Origin of the sequence: Bacteroides ndongoniae (assembly GCF_900108345.1) — a bacterium.
GTDB lineage: Bacteria > Bacteroidota > Bacteroidia > Bacteroidales > Bacteroidaceae > Bacteroides > Bacteroides ndongoniae.
The window spans coordinates 2,057,645-2,078,404 of the sequence record NZ_FNVV01000014.1 but is presented as its reverse complement, the minus strand read 5'-3'; the positions used below and the strand labels follow the sequence as shown (position 1 = coordinate 2,078,404).

General features: G+C 56.1%; 18 protein-coding genes and 1 pseudogene. 11 read left to right on the top strand and 8 right to left on the bottom strand.

The window, feature by feature from the left end:
- The first annotated feature begins 1 nt into the window (after nt 1).
- Nucleotides 2-1,642, top strand: coding sequence for an alpha-L-fucosidase (locus BQ5591_RS19210; protein ID WP_022162234.1), 1,641 nt, complete (start codon nt 2-4; stop codon nt 1,640-1,642).
- A 465-nt stretch (nt 1,643-2,107) separates the two neighbouring features.
- Nucleotides 2,108-2,494 carry an L-rhamnose mutarotase gene (locus BQ5591_RS19205; RefSeq protein WP_071150555.1) on the top strand — a complete coding sequence of 129 codons (387 nt, stop codon included), beginning with the start codon at nt 2,108-2,110 and terminating at the stop codon, nt 2,492-2,494.
- Nucleotides 2,495-2,548: 54 nt separating this feature from the next.
- Here the strand turns inward: BQ5591_RS19205 and BQ5591_RS19200 are convergent, their stop codons facing one another.
- Nucleotides 2,549-3,562: a LacI family DNA-binding transcriptional regulator gene (locus BQ5591_RS19200; protein WP_071150841.1), complete on the bottom strand. Its 1,014-nt coding sequence runs from the start codon at nt 3,560-3,562 to the stop codon at nt 2,549-2,551.
- A 183-nt stretch (nt 3,563-3,745) separates the two neighbouring features.
- Between BQ5591_RS19200 and BQ5591_RS19195 the strand changes: the two genes are divergently transcribed.
- The 4 genes from BQ5591_RS19195 to BQ5591_RS19180 all read left to right on the top strand — a co-directional run bounded on the left by BQ5591_RS19195 (nt 3,746) and on the right by BQ5591_RS19180 (nt 8,137).
- On the top strand, nt 3,746-4,678 hold the full coding sequence (locus tag BQ5591_RS19195; protein WP_071150554.1) for an aldo/keto reductase: 933 nt from the start codon (nt 3,746-3,748) through the stop codon (nt 4,676-4,678).
- Between the two features lie 11 nt (nt 4,679-4,689).
- Nucleotides 4,690-5,613: an amidohydrolase family protein gene (locus BQ5591_RS19190; protein WP_071150553.1), complete on the top strand. Its 924-nt coding sequence runs from the start codon at nt 4,690-4,692 to the stop codon at nt 5,611-5,613.
- A gap of 13 nt (nt 5,614-5,626) precedes the next feature.
- Complete coding sequence (fucP, locus tag BQ5591_RS19185; RefSeq protein ID WP_071150552.1) at nt 5,627-6,877, top strand: L-fucose:H+ symporter permease; 1,251 nt, start codon at nt 5,627-5,629, stop codon at nt 6,875-6,877.
- A 225-nt stretch (nt 6,878-7,102) separates the two neighbouring features.
- Complete coding sequence (locus tag BQ5591_RS19180; RefSeq protein WP_071150551.1) at nt 7,103-8,137, top strand: zinc-binding alcohol dehydrogenase family protein; 1,035 nt, start codon at nt 7,103-7,105, stop codon at nt 8,135-8,137.
- On the opposite strand, the gene BQ5591_RS20995 is transcribed toward BQ5591_RS19180, so the two are convergent.
- Nucleotides 8,024-8,611, bottom strand: a complete 588-nt coding sequence (locus BQ5591_RS20995) for a methylated-DNA--[protein]-cysteine S-methyltransferase (protein WP_083381040.1) — start codon at nt 8,609-8,611, stop codon at nt 8,024-8,026. The two genes, BQ5591_RS19180 and BQ5591_RS20995, sit on opposite strands and share 114 nt — an antisense overlap.
- 19 nt (nt 8,612-8,630) lie before the next feature.
- Nucleotides 8,631-9,065, bottom strand: coding sequence for an acyl-CoA thioesterase (locus BQ5591_RS19175; RefSeq protein ID WP_071150550.1), 435 nt, complete (start codon nt 9,063-9,065; stop codon nt 8,631-8,633).
- 81 nt (nt 9,066-9,146) lie between these two features.
- Here BQ5591_RS19175 and BQ5591_RS19170 point away from each other — a divergent pair, with 81 nt between their 5' ends.
- Both BQ5591_RS19170 and BQ5591_RS19165 read left to right on the top strand, forming a co-directional pair.
- Nucleotides 9,147-9,710, top strand: a complete 564-nt coding sequence (locus BQ5591_RS19170) for an L-threonylcarbamoyladenylate synthase (protein ID WP_022161945.1) — start codon at nt 9,147-9,149, stop codon at nt 9,708-9,710.
- Nucleotides 9,711-9,714: 4 nt separating this feature from the next.
- A complete protein-coding gene (locus BQ5591_RS19165; RefSeq protein ID WP_071150549.1) occupies nt 9,715-11,505 on the top strand; it encodes a chloride channel protein in 1,791 nt (596 codons plus the stop codon).
- 228 nt (nt 11,506-11,733) lie between these two features.
- Here the strand turns inward: BQ5591_RS19165 and BQ5591_RS19160 are convergent, their stop codons facing one another.
- The 5 genes and pseudogenes from BQ5591_RS19160 to BQ5591_RS19140 all read right to left on the bottom strand — a co-directional run.
- Nucleotides 11,734-12,228 (bottom strand): HU family DNA-binding protein, encoded by a 495-nt coding sequence (locus tag BQ5591_RS19160; RefSeq protein WP_071150548.1) that lies wholly within the window; start codon nt 12,226-12,228, stop codon nt 11,734-11,736.
- A gap of 212 nt (nt 12,229-12,440) precedes the next feature.
- Entirely contained in the window at nt 12,441-14,231 is a 1,791-nt protein-coding gene (locus BQ5591_RS19155; RefSeq protein WP_071150547.1) for a GLUG motif-containing protein, read from the bottom strand.
- A 123-nt stretch (nt 14,232-14,354) separates the two neighbouring features.
- Nucleotides 14,355-15,224, bottom strand: coding sequence for a fimbrillin family protein (locus BQ5591_RS19150; protein WP_071150546.1), 870 nt, complete (start codon nt 15,222-15,224; stop codon nt 14,355-14,357).
- 34 nt (nt 15,225-15,258) lie between these two features.
- Nucleotides 15,259-16,125, bottom strand: a complete 867-nt coding sequence (locus tag BQ5591_RS19145; protein WP_235817119.1) for a hypothetical protein — start codon at nt 16,123-16,125, stop codon at nt 15,259-15,261.
- Between the two features lie 29 nt (nt 16,126-16,154).
- A pseudogene (locus tag BQ5591_RS19140) lies at nt 16,155-16,670 on the bottom strand (DUF3575 domain-containing protein); the annotation flags it as partial.
- A 752-nt stretch (nt 16,671-17,422) separates the two neighbouring features.
- Here BQ5591_RS19140 and fmt point away from each other — a divergent pair.
- The 3 genes from fmt to BQ5591_RS19125 are packed head-to-tail and all read left to right on the top strand — an operon-like array spanning nt 17,423 to nt 20,671.
- Nucleotides 17,423-18,394 carry a methionyl-tRNA formyltransferase gene (gene fmt / locus BQ5591_RS19135; RefSeq protein ID WP_071150545.1) on the top strand — a complete coding sequence of 324 codons (972 nt, stop codon included), beginning with the start codon at nt 17,423-17,425 and terminating at the stop codon, nt 18,392-18,394.
- 39 nt (nt 18,395-18,433) lie between these two features.
- A complete protein-coding gene (gene rpe / locus BQ5591_RS19130; RefSeq protein ID WP_071150544.1) occupies nt 18,434-19,084 on the top strand; it encodes a ribulose-phosphate 3-epimerase in 651 nt (216 codons plus the stop codon).
- Nucleotides 19,085-20,671 (top strand): ComEC/Rec2 family competence protein, encoded by a 1,587-nt coding sequence (locus BQ5591_RS19125; protein WP_071150543.1) that lies wholly within the window; start codon nt 19,085-19,087, stop codon nt 20,669-20,671.
- The last annotated feature ends 89 nt before the right edge of the window (nt 20,672-20,760 follow it).

Here is a 20,760-nt window from a genome sequence, read left to right as displayed (position 1 = left end):
TATGAAGAACAAGATTCTGCTATTCTCATTACTATTTTCAGCCAGCGTTGCTTCGGCACAGAATTATCAAGTACCCGTGTCCGAGCAGGACGAGCCGATGATGACCGGCAAATTTGAGCCCACGTGGCAGTCGCTGGAAAACTATCAGGTACCCGAATGGTTCCGCAATGTCAAGTTCGGCATCTGGGCGCACTGGGGACCGCAATGCGTCGAAGGCTCCGGCGACTGGATGGCGCGCAGCCTCTATATGGAAGGCTCCAACGAGTATAATTACCACGTGAAGAACTACGGTCACCCGTCCGAGGTAGGCTTCAAGGATATCATTCCCCTGTTCAAGGCCGAAAAGTGGGATCCCGACAAGCTGGTCGGATTCTATAAGAAGATAGGTGCTCAATACTTTTTCGCCCTGGGTAACCATCACGACAACTTCGACTTGTGGGACAGCCAGTATCAGCCTTGGAACTCGGTGAACATGGGTCCGAAGCAGGACATCCTCGAAGGTTGGGCCAAGGCAGCTCGCAAGCATGGCCTCTATTTCGGCGTCAGCCTGCATGCCGACCACGCCTGGAGCTGGTACGAACCCTCGCAGCGTCACGACACGAAGGGCCCCAAGAAAGGCATTCCCTACGACGGCAAGCTGACCAAGGAAGATGGCAAAGGCAAGTGGTGGGAAGGTTACGACCCGCAGGACCTCTACGCCCAGAACCATCCCTTGAGCAAGAACAGCTGGGATAACGGCATGATTCACAGCCAGTGGGCCTGGGGAAACGGAGTCTGCATCCCCACACAGAAGTACGTCACAAACTTCTACAACCGTACACTCGACGTCATCAACCGCTACAATCCCGACATGCTGTACTTCGATGTGACGGTAGCCCCGTTCTATCCCATCAGCGACGCCGGACTGAAAATAGCCGCCCACTTCTACAACCACAGCATGGCCACCCACAAGGGTAAGCTGGAAGCCGTTATGTTCGGCAAGATACTCGACGAGAACCAACGCAAAGCTCTGGTATGGGACGTGGAACGCGGCGCGCCCAATGAAATCGTCGCCGAGCCGTGGCAGACCTGTACCTGCATCGGTGGCTGGCACTACAATACCTCTATCTACGAGAACAACGGCTACAAGTCTGCTGCCAACGTAGTGAAACTGCTGATGGACGTAGTCAGCAAGAACGGCAATCTGCTGCTGAGTGTCCCCTTGCGCGCCGACGGTACGTTCGACGAGAAAGAAGAAGCCATCCTCAACGAGTTTGGCGACTGGATGAATATCAACAAGGAAGCCATTTACGACACCCGTCCCTGGAAAGTATTCGGCGAAGGCCCCATTGCTAGTGCCGACATCAAAATCAATGCCCAGGGCTTCAACGAAGGATCTTACGGACAGGCCACAGCGCAGGAGATCCGCTTTACACAAACCAAAAAATACCTATATGTCACCGTTCTGGCATGGCCCGAGAATGGTAAAGTCACTGTGAAATCCCTCTCTGCCGGCAACGAACTCTACCCCGACGAGATAAAGAAAGTCGAACTGCTGGGCTACGGTAAAGTGAAGTTCACCCGCACCTCCGCCGGCCTGGAAATCGAGCTCCCCGCCAAGCGGCTGAACGAGATTGCGCCGGTGTTCAGAATCAGGAAATAATGAAAACGTGCGTCAGAATATAAATAGCTGAAGTCATTCTTCTTGTTAAACAAGAATGACTTCGGTTTATTTCTTTCTTACTCGTGATATCCTGTTTGTCCGATGCCTGCATGCTACAGTTGGGAAGTCTGCATAGAGCATGCCGGCAAGGGAAAGAACAAGGGGGTACTTGTTCCGGTTCAAATAGTTTGTTGCAGATTTGTATATCCAAAAGGAAAGACCTAACTTTACATTCATCATAACCCGAATGTCGCGGAATCAGGAAGAACACAGTGAGGTGTTGTTGCCAGCCATTGGCTGGAGTAAAAAATGGGAATGTTCTTCTGTTTTCAGTTCTACATGCACCGATGTACGTCTTTTTATTGGCCGGGTATCGGGCAGGGAGAATGCTTGTGATGCAGGAGCAATTCTTTTTTTGTTACTTCCGTTTCCGTTATTTTAAATAATCAATTAAAATTATTTTTTATGCAACCCAATCAAGGTTATAAAACGAGACAACATGCTGTGCCTGTGAAGCGTTATTGTCAGACGCTAAGTTTGAAGAACAATCCGGAGCTGATAGCCGAATACCGGGAAATCCACAGTCGGGAGAATGCCTGGCCCGAGATTTTGGAAGGCATCCGTTCGGTAGGAATCCTGGAGATGGAGATTTATATTTCGGGAAGCCAGCTGTTCATGATAGTCGAGACTCCGCTCGATTTCGACTGGGACTCGGCCATGGAGCGTTTGGCGCATCTTCCTCGTCAGGCGGAGTGGGAAGACTGTGTGGCCCGATTCCAGGAGTGTGCCCCCGGCAGTACTTCTTCACAAAAGTGGAAACTGATGGAACGGATGTTCTATCTGTACGATTGATAATTTCGGAAAACGGCAGCATCGGGGAAAGGAGCGCCGCACAGCGGCAACCCATTACTTGATGCTGCTTTCTCTTATCTCCAGACGGGTGGGCACTACCACCTGTCTGACGGTTTTGTCCCCCTTGATGCGGTCTATCAGCAGGCGGCAGGCGGTTTCGCCCATGCGGTAGGTCTGATGTGAGACGGCCGACAACTTGGGCTCTACATAGTTGGCGTGCTGTTCGTCGGTATAGCCGATGATGGCTACATCCTGCGGGATGCGTAGCCCGTGACTCTTGATGACTTCCATAGCGGCAAAGGCAAGCGTGTCGTTCATGGCCAATATGGCGTCGGGAGGCTGGGGCAGTGACAGCAACGATTCAGTAGCAATTTTCCCCTCTTCGTAATCTATTTTGCGGCATACCACCAGCTCTTTCTGTATGGGGATGCGGTTCTCGCGCAAGGCTTCCAGGTAGCCGTGTTTCCTTCGCCGTACGATGTCCAGATGGTTGGCACCGCCGATGAAGGCCACCCGTTTGCTTCCGTTGTCCAGCAGGTGCTGCGTAGCCATCTGGGCAGAGTGTTCGCCGTCGGCCACGACGGTAGAGAACATGTCAGTCAGGCATACGCGGTCGAACAAGATGACAGGCATGTTGATGTCGGCCAGTGCTGCCCAGTGGCCGAAGTCGGTCGTCTCCTGCGACAGGCAGGCGATGATACCTTCGACACGCATGTTGACCAGATTCTCGATGTTCTTCTTTTCGTGCTCGTACGACTCGTGCGAGGTCGTGATGATGACAAAGTACCCGTTGGCAATGGCCATATCCTCGATGCCGCTCAGGATGGAGGAAAAGAAATGGGTGACAATGTCCGGCACAATGACTCCGATGATGCGCGGAGCATTTTTGCGCAGGCTGATAGCGAACGGATTGGGACGGTAGTTCAGCTCCTGTGCCAGTTGTTTGGCGCGGGCGCGCAGGTCGGCACTTATCTCGGGGCTGTCCTTCAGCGCCCTCGACACGGTAGGCACCGACACGCCGAGCTCGCGTGCCAGGTCTTTCAGGGAGATATGTTTCGGGTTTGCCATCGGTGCGTTGTTGGGATTCTTTTCAGTTGCAAAGAAAACACTTTTCGGCTGAAAAGCCAGCGAAACAGACAATTCTTTTTACGTAAACCGTTACGTGCCTTTTTACGGACTTATGTGAGGGAAGGGGAACGGATTGCCCCTATCTTTGCCTGTATAGAAATCAACATTTAAAAACACAAGATTATGCAATACCATGAAATCGGTAAGACGGGAATGAAAGTATCTTCCCTGAGTTTCGGAGCTTCGTCGCTGGGCGGAGTATTCCATGACATTAAAGAAAAAGAAGGCATCGAAGCCGTGTTTACAGCCATCGAACTGGGCATGAACTTCATCGACGTGTCACCCTACTACGGACACTACAAGGCCGAAACTGTGCTGGGCAAGGCACTGAAAGACATTCCCCGCGACAAGTACTACCTGTCCACCAAAGTAGGACGCTACGGCAAAGACGGCGTCAACACGTGGGACTACTCTGGCAAACGCGCCACAGAAAGTGTCTACGAAAGTATGGAACGCCTGAATATCGACTACATCGACCTGATTAATGTGCACGACATCGAGTTTGCCGACCTCAATCAGGTGGTGAACGAAACCCTGCCTGCACTGGTGGAACTGCGGGAGAAAGGTGTTGTAGGGCACGTGGGCATCACCGACCTGCAACTGGAGAATCTGAAGTGGGTCATCGACCACTCTGAACCGGGTACGGTAGAAAGCATTCTGAACTTCTGCCACCACTGCCTGAACGACGACAAACTGCTAGACTTCCTGGATTACTTCGAGTCGAAGGGAATAGGTGTCATCAACGCATCACCCCTGTCGATGGGCTTGCTGACCGAACGTGGTGTGCCCGTCTGGCACCCGGCTCCACAGCCGCTGGTTGAGGCCTGCCGCAAGGCGATGGAATACTGTAAATCGGTCGACTACCCCATCGAGAAACTGGCCATGCAATACTCTGTCAGCAATCCGCGCATTGCCACGACCCTCTTCAGCACGGCCAACCCGCAGAATGTACGCAAGAACGTGGCCTTCATCGAAGACCCCATCGACTGGGAACTGGTGAAGAAAGTACGCGAAATCATCGGAGACCAGCAGCGTGTCAGCTGGGCGAACTCTTAAAACCGTGAGCCATGGAATATCCGATTATCGATGCGCATGCCCACTTGTGGCTGCGTCAGGACACAGTGGTGGACGGTCTGCCCATCCGCACGCTGGAGAACGGCCGTTCGCTCTTCATGGGCGAGGTACGGCAGATGCTTCCGCCCTTTATGATTGACGGTCGCAACTCGGCCGAAGTCTTCCTGTCGAACATGGACTATGCCCAGGTGTCGGCAGCAGTCATCACACAGGAGTTTATCGACGGCATACAGAACGAATACTTGGCCGACGTGGCTGCCCGCTATCCCGACCGCTTCTTCGTGTGCGGTCTGTGCGAGTTCCGCAAGCCGGGCTTCTACGAGCAGGCCGAGCAATTGATAGAGCAGGGATTCCGCGGCATCAAGATTCCCGCCCAGCGTCTCTTGCTGAAGGAAGGCCGCGTATGGCTGAACAGCGACGAGATGATGCGCATGTTCCACCTGATGGAGCAGAAGCAGGTGCTTTTGTCCATCGACATGGCCGACGGCGCCACACAAGTGCCCGAGCTGGAAGAGGTGATACAGGAATGCCCGCAGCTGAAGGTGGCTATCGGCCACTTTGCCATGGTGACCATGCCGGGCTGGACCGAACAGGTGAAACTGGCCCGTCATCCGAACGTCCGCATCGAGTCGGGCGGCATCACGTGGCTGTTCAACGACGAGTTCTATCCCTTCCGCGGCGCCGTACGCGCTATCCGCGAGGCAGCCGATCTGGTGGGCATGGACAAGCTGATGTGGGGCTCGGACTATCCGCGCACCATTACGGCCATCACCTACCGCATGTCGTACGACTTCGTGAGCAAGTCGGCCGAGCTGACCGACGACGAGAAACGGCTCTTCCTGGGCGAGAATGCCCGCAGCTTCTACGGCTTCGGTACGTTGCCCGAACTGCCTTACATCAAGAACATGTCAGAATAAGGAGGGACCGGTTATGAAGAAACAGAATTACGCTGTCCCCTTGATGCTCGTCTTTACGCTGTTCTTCCTGTGGGCCATCAGCAGCAACCTGCTGCCCACCATGATACGACAGCTGATGAAGACGTGCGAACTGAATACGTTTGAGGCCTCGTTCACCGAGACGGCCTACTGGCTGGCCTATTTCATTTTCCCCATCCCCATCGCCATGTTCATGAAGCGATACAGCTACAAGGCGGGCATCGTCTTCGGCCTGTTGCTGGCGGCGTTTGGCGGACTGCTGTTCTTTCCGGCCGCCATGCTGAAGGAGTACTGGGCTTACCTGTGCATCTTCTTCATCATCGCTACGGGCATGTGTTTCCTGGAGACGGCGGCCAATCCGTACGTTACCGCCTTGGGCGACCCGGCTACGGCTCCCCGGCGGCTGAATCTGGCCCAGTCGTTCAACGGACTGGGAGCGTTCATTTCGGCCATGTTCCTGAGCAAGCTCATCCTGAGTGGCACGCACTACACCCGCGAAACGCTTCCTGCCGACTATGCCGGTGGCTGGGAGGCCTATATTCAGACGGAGACCGATGCCATGAAGATGCCTTACCTGGTACTGGCCATGTTGCTGATTGTCATAGCTGTCGTGTTCGTCTTCTCGAAGTTGCCCAAGATTGGCGACGAGGAGCACAAGGCGGCAGCCGGCTCAAAGCTGATTGACTTCGGCGTGATGCGTCGCTCGCACCTGCGCTGGGGTGTCATCGCCCAGTTCTTCTACAACGGCGGACAGACGGCCATCAACAGCCTTTTCCTGGTGTATTGCTGTACGTATGTGGGGCTGCCCGAGGATGAGGCCACCACGTACTTCGGACTCTATATGCTGGCTTTCCTGCTGGGCCGCTGGATCGGTACGGGACTGATGGTGAAGTTCCGTCCTCAGGATATGCTGCTGGGGTATGCCTTGCTCAACGTGGTGTTGTGCGGAGTGGTGATCGGCTTCGGAGGCATGGTGGGGCTGTATGCCATGCTGGGCATCTCGTTCTTCATGTCCATCATGTACCCCACACAGTTCTCGCTGGCCCTTAAGGGACTGGGTGACCAGACCAAGAGCGGCTCGGCTTTCCTTGTGATGGCCATCGTGGGCAATGCCTGCCTGCCGCAGCTGACGGCCTACCTGATGCACGTCAACGAACAGTTGTACTACGCTGCCTATATCATTCCGCTCATCTGCTTTGCCTTCTGCGCCTACTATGGCTGGAAGGGTTACAAGGTAGTGGACTGATACGCGGCTACACGGCTTCTGAAGGACACCTGCACGCCTTTTGCAGGACACTTGCACGGCTCGCGAGAGACACTTGTACGGCTCGCGAGCCACACTTGCATTGCTCACGAGCCACACTTGTGTCGCTCAAAAGGCCGGAAAGTGCGGTCCGGAAGGCAGGACTCCGGTGGCGGAGAATAAAGAATGGAACATTGATAATGAAACTAGAATAAACTAACTGATAAGATGAAAGCAGTACAAATTACCGGCCCTTCTGAAATGAGGGTCATCGAGATGGAGAAGCCTGTAGTGGCTCCCGGACAAATTTTGGTAAAGATAGAATATGTAGGCTTTTGCGGTTCGGACCTGAACACGTATCTGGGTCGCAACCCGATGGTGAAGCTGCCCGTAGTGCCCGGTCACGAAGTAGGAGCTGTGGTCGAGGAAATAGGCGAGGGCGTACCCGAAGGCCTGTTTGCCAAAGGCATGAGCGTGACACTGAACCCCTATACCAACTGCGGAAAGTGTGCTTCGTGCCGCAACGGCCGTGTCAACGCCTGCGAGCACAACGAAACGCTGGGCGTGCAGCGCAACGGCGTGATGTGCGAATATGCCGTCATGCCTTGGCAGAAAGTGATTCCCGCTCCGTCGATGTCGTCGCGCGACTGTGCGCTCATCGAGCCGATGAGTGTCGGTTTCCATGCCGTTTCGCGCGGTCAGGTGGTCGATAACGAACGGGTGATGGTCATCGGTTGCGGTATGATTGGTATGGGTGCCATTGTCCGTGCTTCGCTGCGCGGCGCTACCGTCATTGCCGTCGACCTGGACGACGAGAAGCTGGAGCTGGCCCGCAAGGTAGGAGCCACGTACGTCATCAACTCGAAGACGGAGAACGTGCACGAACGCATGCTGCAGCTGACCGACGGACTGGGTGCCGACGTGGTGATTGAAGCCGTAGGCAGTCCGGTCACCTACGTGATGGCGGTGGATGAAGTAGGCTTCACGGGTCGCGTGGTGTGCATCGGCTATGCCAAGAGTCCGGTAGAGTTCCAGACGAAACTGTTTGTGCAGAAGGAGCTTGACATACGCGGTTCGCGCAATGCCCTTCCGGCCGACTTCCGTGCCGTAATCAATTATTTGCAGACGGGTGTCTGCCCGATTGACAAGTTAATCAGCCGCATCGCCGAGCCCGAAGAGGCCGCTGCCGCCATGGCCGACTGGGCAGCTGCTCCGGGAAAGGTGTTCCGCATTCTGGTGAAGTTCAATCCCCTCCAGAAGTAACAGTGCCGCTTTGCGGTCGAGGCCTCCGGCATAGCCGGTCAGGCTTCCGTCGCGTCCGACGACGCGGTGGCAGGGAACAATGATACTGACAGGGTTGTGACCCACAGCGCCTCCGACGGCCTGTGCAGCCACAGCCCTGTCGCTGTTTTGCAGCCGGGCCAGTTGGCGGGCGATGTCCCGGTAGGTCACCGTCTGTCCGTAGGGGATTTCCTGCAGCAGTTTCCATATCTGCTGGCGGAAGGGGCTTCCTGCGAGTTGCAGGGGTGGGTTATTACAGGGGCGGCAGCCGCGGAAGTAGTCGGCCAGCCACAGGCGGACGTCGTCGAACAGGGGCAGGTCGCGCCATTCGTATGCGTCGGCTGTCAGGTCGGGAAAGTACTTCTGCCCGTCAAACCACAGGCCGGTCAGGCAACAGCCGTCGCCAGCCATCGTCATCGGCCCCAAGGGCGAGAGGTAGGGTTGCAGGTAAGTCATGGCATACGTGCGTGGAAGGTTACTTCTTTCTCCTCAGGTCTTTGCCCTCGTAGCGGCAGATGGCTTCTATCCAGTCCTGCTCTAAGGGCTTGGATTCGTGTCTGGTGAGGTCGAACGCCACCATCACCGAGGTGCAGACGCATTTGGTTTCGTTCGTCAGCGTGTCGATGACCCGCTGCGCCAGGCGGAAGCTTTTGGTACCGATTTCGGTGACGGCAGTCTGCACGGCAATGTGGTCGGAACCGTAGATTTGCGAGAGGAAGTCGGCTTCGATGTGGACGACGACAATGCCGTCCTTCTCCCAGTCGACATGCGGACACACCGAAGCGAAGTATTCCGTCTTGCCCAAATCGTAGAACGAGAAATAGACGGTGTTGTTGACGTGTCCGAACTTGTCAACGTCGTTAAAGCGTAGTTGTATAGGCAGTGTGTGGTTAAAGTGAATTTCTTCCATTGTTTTCTTCGAAACGTTGTTAGTTATCGCTGCAAAAATACTATTTTTGCGTGTTTAATCAATGAAATTATACAGCAAGAAATGACAGAAGACATCAAAAAAGCCTGCGAGGTGATGAGCCGGGGCGGGGTGATATTGTATCCCACAGACACCATCTGGGGAATCGGGTGCGACGCTACCAACGAAGAAGCCGTGCGCCGCGTGTACGAAATCAAGCAACGTGCCGACAGCAAGGCCATGCTGGTGCTGGTCGACTCGGCCGTGAAGGTGGACTTCTACGTGCAGGACGTGCCCGAAGTGGCATGGGACCTCATCGAACTGGCCGACAAGCCGCTCACCATCATCTACTCCGGAGCGCGCAACCTGGCGCCCAACCTGCTTGCCGCCGACGGCAGCGTAGGCATCCGCGTCACCAGCGAAGCGTTCTCCAAACGCCTTTGCCAGCAGTTCCGCAAGGCCATTGTTTCGACGTCGGCCAACATCAGCGGACAGCCCTCGCCCGCCAACTTCAGCGAAATCAGCGAGGAAATCAAGTCGGCTGTCGACTATATCGTGGGTTTCCGCCAGGAAGAGACCGGACACCCCAAACCTTCCAGCATCATCAAGCTCGACAAGGGCGGACTGATAAAAATAATCCGGGAATAGAGCAATGGCAAAAGAACATAAAAGCAGATTGCAGCGCTTCATCATCTGGCGCGAGAAGAACCTGAAGGAGAAACAGTTCATCCTCATCCTGAGCTTCCTGGTGGGCATCTTCACGGCTTTCGCGGCACTGATACTGAAGATGCTGATACACTGGATACAGAACTTCCTGACGGAGAACTTCGATACGACCGAGGCCAACTACCTGTATCTGGTCTATCCGGTAGTGGGTATCTTCCTGGCCGGACTGTTTGTGCGCTATGTGGTGAAGGACGACATCAGCCACGGAGTCACCAAGATTCTGTATGCCATCTCGCGGCGGCAGGGGCGCATCAAGCGGCACAATACGTGGTCGTCCATCATCGCCAGCTCCATCACCATCGGGTTCGGTGGTTCGGTCGGAGCCGAGGCGCCTATCGTGCTGACGGGGTCGGCCATCGGGTCCGACCTGGGTTCCGTCTTCAAGATGGAGCACCGCACGCTGATGCTCCTCGTGGGCTGTGGTGCGGCGGGTGCCGTGGCGGGCATCTTCAAGGCGCCCATAGCGGGACTGGTGTTCACGCTGGAGGTGCTGATGATCGACCTCACCATGTCGTCGCTGCTGCCCCTGCTGATATCGGCGGTGACGGCGGCAACGGTCTCCTACGTGGTGACCGGGCAGGAAGCCATGTTCAAGTTCCACCTGGACCAGCCTTTCGAGTTGGGGCGCATTCCCTACGTCATCATGCTGGGCATCTTCTGCGGACTGGTTTCGCTCTACTTCACCCGTGCCATGAATTCGGTCGAAGGCGTCTTTGCCAAACTGCAGAAGCCATACAAGAAACTGATGGTGGGCGGTGCCATGCTCAGCATCCTTATCTTCCTCTTCCCTCCGCTCTACGGCGAAGGCTACGACACCATCGAACTGCTGCTCAACGGCACCAGCAATGCCGAGTGGGACACGGTGATGAACAACTCCCTCTTTTACGGGCACAGCCACCTGCTGCTCATCTACCTGATGCTGATTATCCTGTTCAAGGTGTTCGCTTCGAGTGCCACCAACGGGGGCGGCGGTTGTGGCGGTATCTTTGCGCCTTCGCTCTATCTGGGCTGCATTGCCGGTTTCGTGTTCTCGCACTTCAGCAACGAGTTCGACGTGACGGCCTACCTGCCCGAAAAGAACTTTGCCCTGATGGGCATGGCGGGCGTGATGAGTGGCGTGATGCATGCCCCGCTGACGGGTGTCTTCCTCATTGCCGAGCTGACGGGCGGTTACGACCTGTTCCTGCCTCTGATGATTGTTTCCGTCAGTTCCTATCTGACGATTATCGTCTTCGAGCCCCACAGCATCTATTCCATGCGTCTGGCCAAGAAAGGCGAGCTGCTGACCCATCACAAGGACAAGGCCGTGCTGACGCTGATGAAGGTGGAGAACGTGGTGGAGAAGGACTTCATCGCGGTTCGTCCCGACATGGATTTGGGCGAAATGGTGCGGGCCATTTCCCAGTCGAGGCGCAACGTCTTCCCCGTCACCGACCAGGAAGGCAAGTTGCTGGGCATCGTCCAGCTGGACGACATTCGCAACATCATGTTCCGACAGGAGCTTTATCACCGCTTCACGGTGGGCAAGTTCATGACTTCGGCTCCGGCACGCCTGCTCGATACCGACAGCATGGAGCAGGTGATGCAGACTTTTGACGACACACAGGCATGGAACCTTCCCGTGGTCGATGCCGACGGGAAGTATCTGGGTTTTGTGTCGAAGTCGAAGATATTCAATTCGTACCGTCAGGTGCTGGTGCACTTCTCGGACGAGTGATTTCTGTAGAAGGAAGGCAGGGAGGGATGCGTCGGATGGTATCTGAAAGTGTTGATATTCAGTAATCCGTAAAACCTACCACCCCGCCCGTTGGGCACCCCTCCTTCCCGAAGGAGGGGAGCCGAGATACCCCATTCTTCATTCTCCATTCTTCATTTTCCCCATTCCTCATTCTCCATTCTCCATTCTCCATTCTCCATTCTCCATTCTCCATTATCCATTAAATCCTTATCCCAGCGGGTCCTCCCCTCCTCCCGGTTCCGTCGTTCCGCCGCCGGTCGAGGTGCCGCCTTCCTTGCCGTCGTCGTAGCCACGCAGTTCGGTGAACTCGATGCCCTGCAGGGCTGCGGCGGATCGGGTGCGTTTGCCGCCCGAGTAGGTGTCCATGGTTTCGGGCTGGAAGTTGATGCGGGTGGAGGTGACGTGCGTCGTGGGCACCCACTCGGCGCGCGTGTCGGCAGGTTTGGAGCTGAAGCCCACCTTGAACGAGCCCAGGCCGTTGATTTTCACGCGGTTGCCCGCCAGCAGCTGGTCGCGCAGCACTTCGGACAGTTCGGTCAGCACGGCCAGCACGTCGGAGCGCTTCATCGAGCTGTTGCGCTGGATGAGTTCGGCCAGCTGGTCGGTGTCCACCACTTCGTCGGGCACGGCCTTTGCATACCACTTGCCCTTCTGGGGCGATTTCTCTCGGTTGTCTTGATAGAGTCTGTACTTGATAGCCATAGCATTTCGTTTTTTCAGGTTTATATTGCGGGCGGAACAAGCCTCCGTCCTTGGCTTTTCTTTTTGCTGTGCGTGTGTGCCGGAGTGTCCGGCGTGCGGGAGGCGGCCTTCCGATGTGCAGGAGGTGGCTTCCCGATATGTGGGAGGTGACCTCCCGATGCGCGGGAGGTGGCCTCCCGTTGCGGGCGGAACTTTTCCCGCCCGATGGTTTACTATTTTTTCAAGGTAGGCAATTCTCCAGTGAGTTCGTAACGCCACTCTGAACCTGCATTCTGCAGGGCGGCGTTCATGGAATCAATGGTATCTTCCCATTTAACATTTGTACCGTCCACCTTGATGGTGCCGTTGGTGCCGCTATCCATTTTGCCAATACCATTAGCAGGGTTGCTGCTCCAGTAGCAGGCGGTGTTTTGGCCACTATTGTTCATACCCACAATGCCGCCGACATTGCCTTGTCCGCTGACAGTTCCCGTGGCATGGTAGCAGGCGGTTACGGTACCTTGGGCATTAACTCCCACCACACCGCCGGCATAGCCGGTAGTCGATGTGACGGTCACGTTGCCCGTGGAGTAGCTGGCCATGAGGGAGCTATTGTTTCCTAGGTTGCCCACCACGCCGCCGACGGTGGAGTAGCCTTCGACTGCGGCGGAGGAGTAGCAGCCCACGATGGTTACCCCGAGATAGCTGCCTCCGGCTATTCCGCCGACATTGACACTACCCGTCACAGTCCCTTCCGCCGAGCAGCCGGAGATGGTGCCATAATTCGTTCCCACGATGCCGCCGGTATCGTTGAACCCTCTACCTGTCACCGTGCCATTGACCGAGCAATTCTCTACAGTGCCGTCGTTCTGTCCCGCAATGCCGCCGACGTGCGTGCCACCTGTTACGTTCACTTCTGTCAGCGTTACGTCCTGCACCTTGCCTCCGCTGCCGAGACGGCCAATCAGTCCTACATAGTCCGTTCCCGATTGGTCAATCTTCAGCCCCGTGATGGTATATTTGCCGCCGCCGTCGAAGGTGCCGGTGTATGGTTGGCTTTCAGTCCCTATCGGCGTCCACTCCCCGGTCAGGGTGATGTCGCCGGTCAGGGTGATGTCGATGTCGGTCTTCCCCTCTTCGTTCACCAGCTTGGCGAGGTTCTTCAGACCCTTCCCGTTGTCCGTGTTGTAGATGGTCTGTCCCTGGTCGTCGGTCGTGGTGGTATAGCCCGGGTCATAGTCCAGCGTGATGTTGTAGAACTTGCCTGCCACGGGAGTGATGCCGGAGGAGAGTTCGCGCTCCTCGGTGCCGTTCGCCCGCAGCTTGGTTATTGTGTAGCCGGGCACCACGTTCGCCTCCCAGCAGTTGATGACGTTGCCGTTTTCGGTGTATTCGCACTTCTTCATCTCTATCCAGCCCTCTTGCGAGCCTTGTCCGGCCTTGCCCTTTTCATAAGTACACTGTGTATAGGTATAGAGCTGAAGGGAGGTTACCTCGCCGAGTGCCGCGGCTGTGGGCGTGACGCGCACCTTGGCCAGTTGGTGGGCAATGGTCAGCATGACGGGTGTCTGGTAGTTGCCCGTGCCCGAGCCGTACAGCAGGTAGGCAAGACTTTGGCTTTGGTCGCCGAGGTCGAGGGTGCCGCCCGTGGCGGGGTACCAGGCGGTGACGGTGTGGTCGCCGGTGTCGCTCCAGTACAGGGGTGTTTCGGCTTTGACGGTGTGGTCGTCCTGCACGGTGTAGATGCCAGTCTCGTCTTTGCCGTCTATCTGTACGGCGAACAGGTCGCCCGTGTCGAACACGCTGCCCGTGCCGTCCACGGTCTCGCTGACGCGTGTCTGCGGTGTGCCCCAGGGCTGCGCCTCGCCGCCCTCGGTGCCGAGGGTGATGCGGGCTATCTCAAGGGGGTATTGTCCTTCGGGCAGACGGTCGCCGTCCGCCAGTTCGTCCTTCGTGCAGGCAGCCATGGCAAGGAGCAGCGCGGCTGCGGCAAGAAGGACATGGATGGAATGTCTTTTCTTCATATCGGGTTGTTTTTTATTTGTTTTCGTTTTGTGCTGCCGCCGCCTGCGAAGGCGGCCGTCGCACCATAATATCTATGGGCAGCTCCGGCTTGACGCATGCGCCGGTGCAGCGGTATGTGGGGCTTACAGCGTGATGCTTACATCGTTCGAATCTCCGGGTTCCCACGGCTTGATCTCCGGTTCTTCCACCGTGATACCATTGTTACTGAGCGTTATGTTGTAGGTGTAGGCATAGCCTGCGGAGAACTGATTCGCTTCAGGCTTGGATGGATTCGGCAGTGTGGTTGTATAGTCCAGTCCGTTGAAAGACACTGTAAGGTCAAGAGAGGTGGTCACTCCCTGCGGGAGAATGATGACTTGCGAAGTGGTGGCACCGCCCAGCTGCATGGTAATCGGCGATTCGGAGGCTGCGGTTACGGCAGTCGTGCCGGTAGCCGTGTCGAATGTGCCTTCATGCTTCAGCCCCTCCAACGTGTAGCCGGCAGGTTCCGTTTCGTTGAAAATGAGACCATCGCCTGCCTTGAAGGTGAACTTGATGAGACTCATGCAGTGGTGGAACGCATGGTCGCCGGTGAAGCTCACCGTCGGGTTGTGGGTGTCGCCCGTGGCTCCCGAGGCAAAGAGGAAGTCGATGCCCGTGCCCTGCTTGTCGGCTGCGGTGCTGACGGTCACCGTTCCGCCGTCAGACTGATACGGATAGTAGGCATGGAAGGTATGCGTTTCGGTGTCATTGAAATAGATGGTCGTACCGTCGGTCACGAACTGTCCGTTCTCTCTCTTGTAGGGCACGTTGGAGCAGCCTGCACCGGTGATGCCGATGCGGTCGCCGTCGGTCCAGTCGGTTCCTTCCGAATTGACGCGGGTAGATGCAGCCTCATAGATTTCGGCCGTAAACTGGGCGGCTACCGGGCCACCGTTCAGGTTCTCGTTGTCGTTGTTGCAGGCGGCCAGTGTCAGTGCCAGCGCTGCGAGTGCAAAATGTCTTGTTTTCATCCTATTCACTATTAATTGTTAATTATTAATTTTCCTACATCCCCGCATCCACATCGCCTCCGTCCACCGGTTCCCAACCGGTGATTTCGGCGTTGCCTTCCTCCATGCCGACAGGCGTTTCCAGCGTGCCGGTCACGCGGTAGGCGGTGGTCATATCGCCGTTAAAGTCCGCAAGGGCTTCCGTCAGGTCGACCTCCGTGCGCTGTGTGCGTCCGCCGTCCACAAATACGATGTCCAGCACCATGGTCTGCACGGCTCCCATCGCACCCAGCAGGCGCACGTTGGCCGTGAGCTTGCTGCCTTCGCGGGCAAAGGCAAAGACCGTGGAGACAGGTTCGCCGATGGTCTGTTCCGCCTCCATGTCGAAGGCACCGGCTATGCCGCCAAGGGTGGCAGTGACGCTCTGTATCAGTTCGGGGCGGCCCTGCGTCACCTCCAGTTCCAGTTGCAGGTCGCGCACGCGCTGCTGCGGGGCGGGGCTGACGCGCAGCGTGTCGTCGGCAGCCACCGTCATCTCCCGGCAGGCGGTCTTCAGGTAGCCCGGCAGGGGAATGACGGATGCACCGTCCGCACGACTCATGCCGCCGGGGGCATTGACCCGTGCTGTCCGTCCGTCGAAGGTGAAGCCCTCGGCACGGTTGTAGACCACCAGGCTGTGCGCTCCCGGCGCAAGCAGCCACGGGCAGGTAAAGGGCGAACCGTCGATGTCGGCCGTCTGCCCGTCGATGTCCATCACATAATCGTCAGTAGCCGCCAGTCCCGTCAGGCTGATGGTGACAGCTCCCCGGTCGGGGTGGGGCGTGCGGTAGAGCGTGTTCTTCACGCAAGCGGACAGCAGCATGGCTGCCACACCTATCATATAGTATATCTTCTTCATACCACTCAATTCCTCATTCCTCATTTAATTCTTCATTCTTCATTCCTCATTCTTCATTTAATTCTCCATCCCAAAGTCACCCCCGCATCAATCGGTCCCCACCAGTTACGGGTCTTCGTGCCACGGAAGACACGCACACCGTCGACCACCTCGTAGCGGTCGTAGTCGGCCTTCAGGTATCCCACGGCCAGCGAGAAGTCGAGCACCAGTGCGTCGGTCAGCCTCATCCGATAGCCGCCCGTCAGTCCGCCGCCCGTCAGGCTTCCTTGCTTGCCTGTTTCAGATAGTTTGTAGTTGAACTCGCCCGTCTTGAACATCGCGCCGAAATAGCCGCGCTTCTCCTTGCCGACATAACGACGCGCCTCGGGCATCACTTCCCACAGCGCATAGCGGCGGTCGCGGTTGCTCCAGCTCCACGCGGTCCACGAGCTACTGACCAGTATGCCCCACGAGGGGTTGATGCGCCACTCCAGCCCCAGATCGGGCGTAAGGGATGCCCAGCGCAGCAGATTCGCCCGCAGGGACAAACGGGGTTCGGCCGGGCTTATGCCTGCCCCCTGCTGCGCCATGGCCGGGAGCAGCAACAGCGACAACAATACGGTCGCAATCAGTTTTTTCAAGTCTATCATGGATTAATGGTAAATGGTTAATGATTAATGGTTAATGATTAATGGTTAATGATTAATGGTTAATGATTAATGGTAAATGGTTAATAAATTCTTCATTCTTCGTTCTTCATTCTTCATTTTCCTGTTCTTCATTTTTTCCCCGCCCCGCCCAAGTGCAGCAGGAAACAACAGAAAAGGGCGGAAAACTCCCGAATAAAGAGTTCCCGCCCTTGCATATATATAATAATAAGGTATATTGACGCGCGACTAACGTCAGGTGAGAATGTGTGTGTGTGTGTTTACACAAATTCCGCACATATCCAAATTCTTAGCTGACTTATTGGATGGATGATGAATGGAAAAGGGCACACAAGAAACCTCCCTTTGCCAGTAAAGGGGGGAAGGCTGCTCTTTGTTTGCGAAGCTGGCCATACGCGTTGTGCTTATTACAGAGTGCTTTTCTGCCATAAATATCAGATTTGTGTGCTATGAACTAATCGCAAAAATAAGATTTTATCATTATATATCAATATCTTTCTTATATTTTTTTCGCTTTTCTGCTTCACCATCCCCCTTCATTAACCATTAATCATTAACCATTAACCATTCACCATTCTAAAGATAAATCTTTGACGATAAGGAAGAATTGTCTACCTTTGCGGATAACTAAAGCGGCTTCACCTGTTGCGGCTGCCCCTAAAATCCTTAGACAAATGAAGAAAGAAGATTTACGCATTGTATATATGGGTACTCCCGACTTTGCCGTGGAGGCCCTGCGCTGCCTGGTGGAAGGCGGTTACAACGTAGTGGGCGTCATCACCATGCCCGACAAGCCTGCCGGTCGCGGACACAAGTTGCAATACTCGCCCGTCAAGCAGTATGCGCTGGAATATAACTTGCCCCTGCTTCAGCCCGAGAAACTGAAGAACGAGGAGTTTGTGGAAGCCTTGCGTGCCTGGAAGGCCGACCTGCAGATTGTGGTGGCATTCCGCATGCTGCCCGAAGTGGTGTGGAACATGCCCCGCTTGGGAACCTTCAACCTGCACGCCTCCCTGCTGCCCCAATATCGTGGCGCGGCGCCCATCAACTGGGCAGTCATCAACGGCGAGACGGAGACGGGCATCACGACTTTCTTCCTGAAGCACGAGATTGATACGGGCGAAGTCATTCAGCAGGTGCGCGTCCCCATAGCCGATACCGACGACGTGGGCATCGTCCACGACAAGCTGATGGTGCTGGGCGGCAAACTGGTGACCGAAACCGTGGACGCCATTCTGGACGGCAGCATCCACAGCATCCCGCAAGAAGAGATGGGCGTGACGGGCGAGCTGAAACCGGCTCCCAAAATCTTCAAGGAGACATGCCGCATCGACTGGAACCAGCCGGTGAAGCGCATCTACGACTTTGTGCGCGGCCTTTCGCCCTATCCTGCCGCATGGGCAGAGCTGAAACTGCCGGAAGGCGAACCGGTCGTAGTGAAAATCTTCCAGACGGAAAAGATCATGACGCCCCATTCGCTGGAGCCCGGTACGCTACAGACCGACGGCAAGACCTACATCCGCGTGGCGGCAGCCGACGGATTTGTGGGCATCTGCGCCTTGCAGCTTCCCGGCAAGAAACGGCTGAAGACCGACGAACTGCTGCGCGGCTTCCGGCTGACGGACGAGGCGCGCTTCGTGAGATGAAACAGAGAACAGAACCTTTAGAGATACTATGACTGTGTTATGAAACCGATTATTTCTCCCTCTATCCTGTCTGCCGACTTCGGTCATCTGGCGGACGACATTGAGATGCTGAACCGTAGCGAAGCCGACTGGGTGCACATCGACATCATGGACGGTGTGTTTGTGCCCAACATTTCTTTCGGCTTCCCCGTGCTGAAGTACGTAGCCAAGCTGGCACGCAAACCGCTGGACGTGCATCTGATGATAGTGCAGCCCGAGAAGTTCATTCCCGAAGTGAAGGCACTGGGCGCACACGTGATGAACGTGCACTACGAAGCCTGTCCCCACCTGCACCGCGTGGTGCAACAGATTCGTGAGGCGGGTATGCAGCCGGCGGTGACCATCAATCCGGCCACTCCGGTGTGCATGCTGAAGGACATCATCAACGACGTGTACATGGTGCTGCTGATGAGTGTCAATCCCGGCTTCGGCGGACAGAAGTTCATCGAACATTCGATAGAGAAGGTACGCGAGCTGCGCGAACTGATTACGCTTTCGGGTTCGGATGCCCTGATCGAGGTGGATGGCGGCGTGAATCTGGAAACGGGTGCACGGCTGGTGGCTGCCGGTGCCGATGTGCTGGTAGCGGGCAGTGCCGTGTTTGCAGCTCCCGATCAGGAAGAGGCTATCCGTTCGTTAAAGCGGCTGTAAATGTCGTCTGTCTGGCGGCGACATCCTTTCCTGCGGCTGTTGGTAATGCTGATGGCTGGTATTGCGTGTGCCGACTATTGCCCCTCGTGGCAATGGACGGACGTCAGCCTGGCAGTAGGGGTGGCATGTGTGCTGCTGATGGTGTGCCTGCGGCGTTCTGGCAGAATATTTTTCGGACTGTTGACCTATGTGATGATGTTTGCCTTTGGCTTTCTGCTGATGGGGCAACAACTGAAGCTTACGCACTACGACGTCGGAAACGGGATTTCCGACTGCCAGATTCTGCTGACTGAGGTTCCCGAACCGAAGCCCAAGACCGTCATGTGCCGGGCCAGGTTGCTGGCCGAGGCGAGGGGCGATACGCTTTCGCTCTGCTACGGGCGACCTGAATTTCTGTTCTATATAGCTAAAGATTCCGTTTCGCTTGCCTTGCAGCGGGGCGACACGCTGTGGGTAAGAGCGCGGCTCAAACCTCCTTCCAACGAGGGTGTAGCGGCCGGGTTCGACTATGCCCGCTACCTGAAACACAACGGTGTGAGTGGTACGGCCTATGTGCCCGCGGGGAAATGGATAAAGACGGGGCATTCCTCGGAACGTACTCTGCGGCAGAAGGCGCTCGACCTGCGTGAAGAGTTGCTGGGCATCTATCGCCGTCTGGGGTTTGCAGGCGATGAGTTGGCGGTTCTTTCCGCGCTGACTCTGGGCGACAAGACCGATTTGAGCAAGGAACTTATGGAAACGTATTCCGTATCGGGAGCCAGTCATGTACTGGCACTCTCGGGACTGCACGTCGGTTTCATCTATGCGTTGATTCTTGTGTTTTTCGTACCCTTGTGGAAGCGGTGGAGGCGTTTGAAGCCTTTTCTGTCGCTGGTAGCTGTGGGGCTGTTGTGGGCGTTTGCTTTCCTGACGGGGCTTTCGTCGTCGGTGGTGCGTGCGGTGCTGATGTGTTCGCTGTTTGTGGTGGTGGGACTGCGTACCGAAAAGGTGCTGACGATGGACGCGCTGATTGTCGCCGCATTCCTGATGCTGTGCTGGCGTCCGTGCTGGCTGTTCGATGTAGGTTTCCAGATGTCGTTCTCGGCAGTGGCGGCAATTCTGTTGCTGATGCCGGGATTGTGGTCGCTGTGCCCATTCGGCAACCGTTTCCTGCGATGGGTGTATGGATTGCTGGCGGTTTCGTTGGCGGCGCAGGTGGGGGCGGCCCCGCTGGTGGCATTCTACTTCGGACGGTTTTCTGTCCATTTTCTGCTGACTAACTTATGGGTGATTCCGCTGGTGTCGCTGGTGCTGTATGTGGCGGTGGGCGTACTGCTGCTTACGCCTTTCCCCGTGTTGCAACAACCGCTGGCCGAGGGACTTCGGGTGCTGGTGCGCTTGCAAAACGAGGGACTGCGCTGGATAGAGTCGTTGCCGGGTTCGTCGATTGACGGCATTAGGCTGCATGTGGCAGAACTGATCATGATTTATGTATGCATCTACCTGCTTTGCAGGGCACTGTATCGCCCTACGGCACGTGCCGTCTACTGGGCATTGGGGGGAGTGGCGCTGCTGTTGGTGACGAGGCTGGGGTACTTGTTTTATTAGTTGATGAGTTGACAAGGGACGAGTTGACGAGGGAGGTGATAAGTACATAGGAAGTGCTCTTGTTGTCTGTAGCCTTGTCTCTTGTTCCT

Coding starts and splice junctions, on each gene's coding strand:
- BQ5591_RS19150 (WP_071150546.1), bottom strand. CDS start 15,224: ATGAAAACAAGACATTTTGCACTCGCAGCGCTGGCACTGACACTGGCC.
- fucP (WP_071150552.1), top strand. CDS start 5,627: ATGAAGAAACAGAATTACGCTGTCCCCTTGATGCTCGTCTTTACGCTG.
- BQ5591_RS19210 (WP_022162234.1), top strand. CDS start 2: ATGAAGAACAAGATTCTGCTATTCTCATTACTATTTTCAGCCAGCGTT.
- rpe (WP_071150544.1), top strand. CDS start 18,434: ATGAAACCGATTATTTCTCCCTCTATCCTGTCTGCCGACTTCGGTCAT.
- BQ5591_RS19160 (WP_071150548.1), bottom strand. CDS start 12,228: ATGGCTATCAAGTACAGACTCTATCAAGACAACCGAGAGAAATCGCCC.
- fmt (WP_071150545.1), top strand. CDS start 17,423: ATGAAGAAAGAAGATTTACGCATTGTATATATGGGTACTCCCGACTTT.
- BQ5591_RS19165 (WP_071150549.1), top strand. CDS start 9,715: ATGGCAAAAGAACATAAAAGCAGATTGCAGCGCTTCATCATCTGGCGC.
- BQ5591_RS19170 (WP_022161945.1), top strand. CDS start 9,147: ATGACAGAAGACATCAAAAAAGCCTGCGAGGTGATGAGCCGGGGCGGG.
- BQ5591_RS19195 (WP_071150554.1), top strand. CDS start 3,746: ATGCAATACCATGAAATCGGTAAGACGGGAATGAAAGTATCTTCCCTG.
- BQ5591_RS19155 (WP_071150547.1), bottom strand. CDS start 14,231: ATGAAGAAAAGACATTCCATCCATGTCCTTCTTGCCGCAGCCGCGCTG.
- BQ5591_RS19175 (WP_071150550.1), bottom strand. CDS start 9,065: ATGGAAGAAATTCACTTTAACCACACACTGCCTATACAACTACGCTTT.
- BQ5591_RS19145 (WP_235817119.1), bottom strand. CDS start 16,125: ATGAGGAATGAGGAATTGAGTGGTATGAAGAAGATATACTATATGATA.
- BQ5591_RS19125 (WP_071150543.1), top strand. CDS start 19,085: ATGTCGTCTGTCTGGCGGCGACATCCTTTCCTGCGGCTGTTGGTAATG.
- BQ5591_RS19200 (WP_071150841.1), bottom strand. CDS start 3,562: ATGGCAAACCCGAAACATATCTCCCTGAAAGACCTGGCACGCGAGCTC.
- BQ5591_RS19180 (WP_071150551.1), top strand. CDS start 7,103: ATGAAAGCAGTACAAATTACCGGCCCTTCTGAAATGAGGGTCATCGAG.
- BQ5591_RS19205 (WP_071150555.1), top strand. CDS start 2,108: ATGCAACCCAATCAAGGTTATAAAACGAGACAACATGCTGTGCCTGTG.
- BQ5591_RS19190 (WP_071150553.1), top strand. CDS start 4,690: ATGGAATATCCGATTATCGATGCGCATGCCCACTTGTGGCTGCGTCAG.
- BQ5591_RS20995 (WP_083381040.1), bottom strand. CDS start 8,611: ATGACTTACCTGCAACCCTACCTCTCGCCCTTGGGGCCGATGACGATG.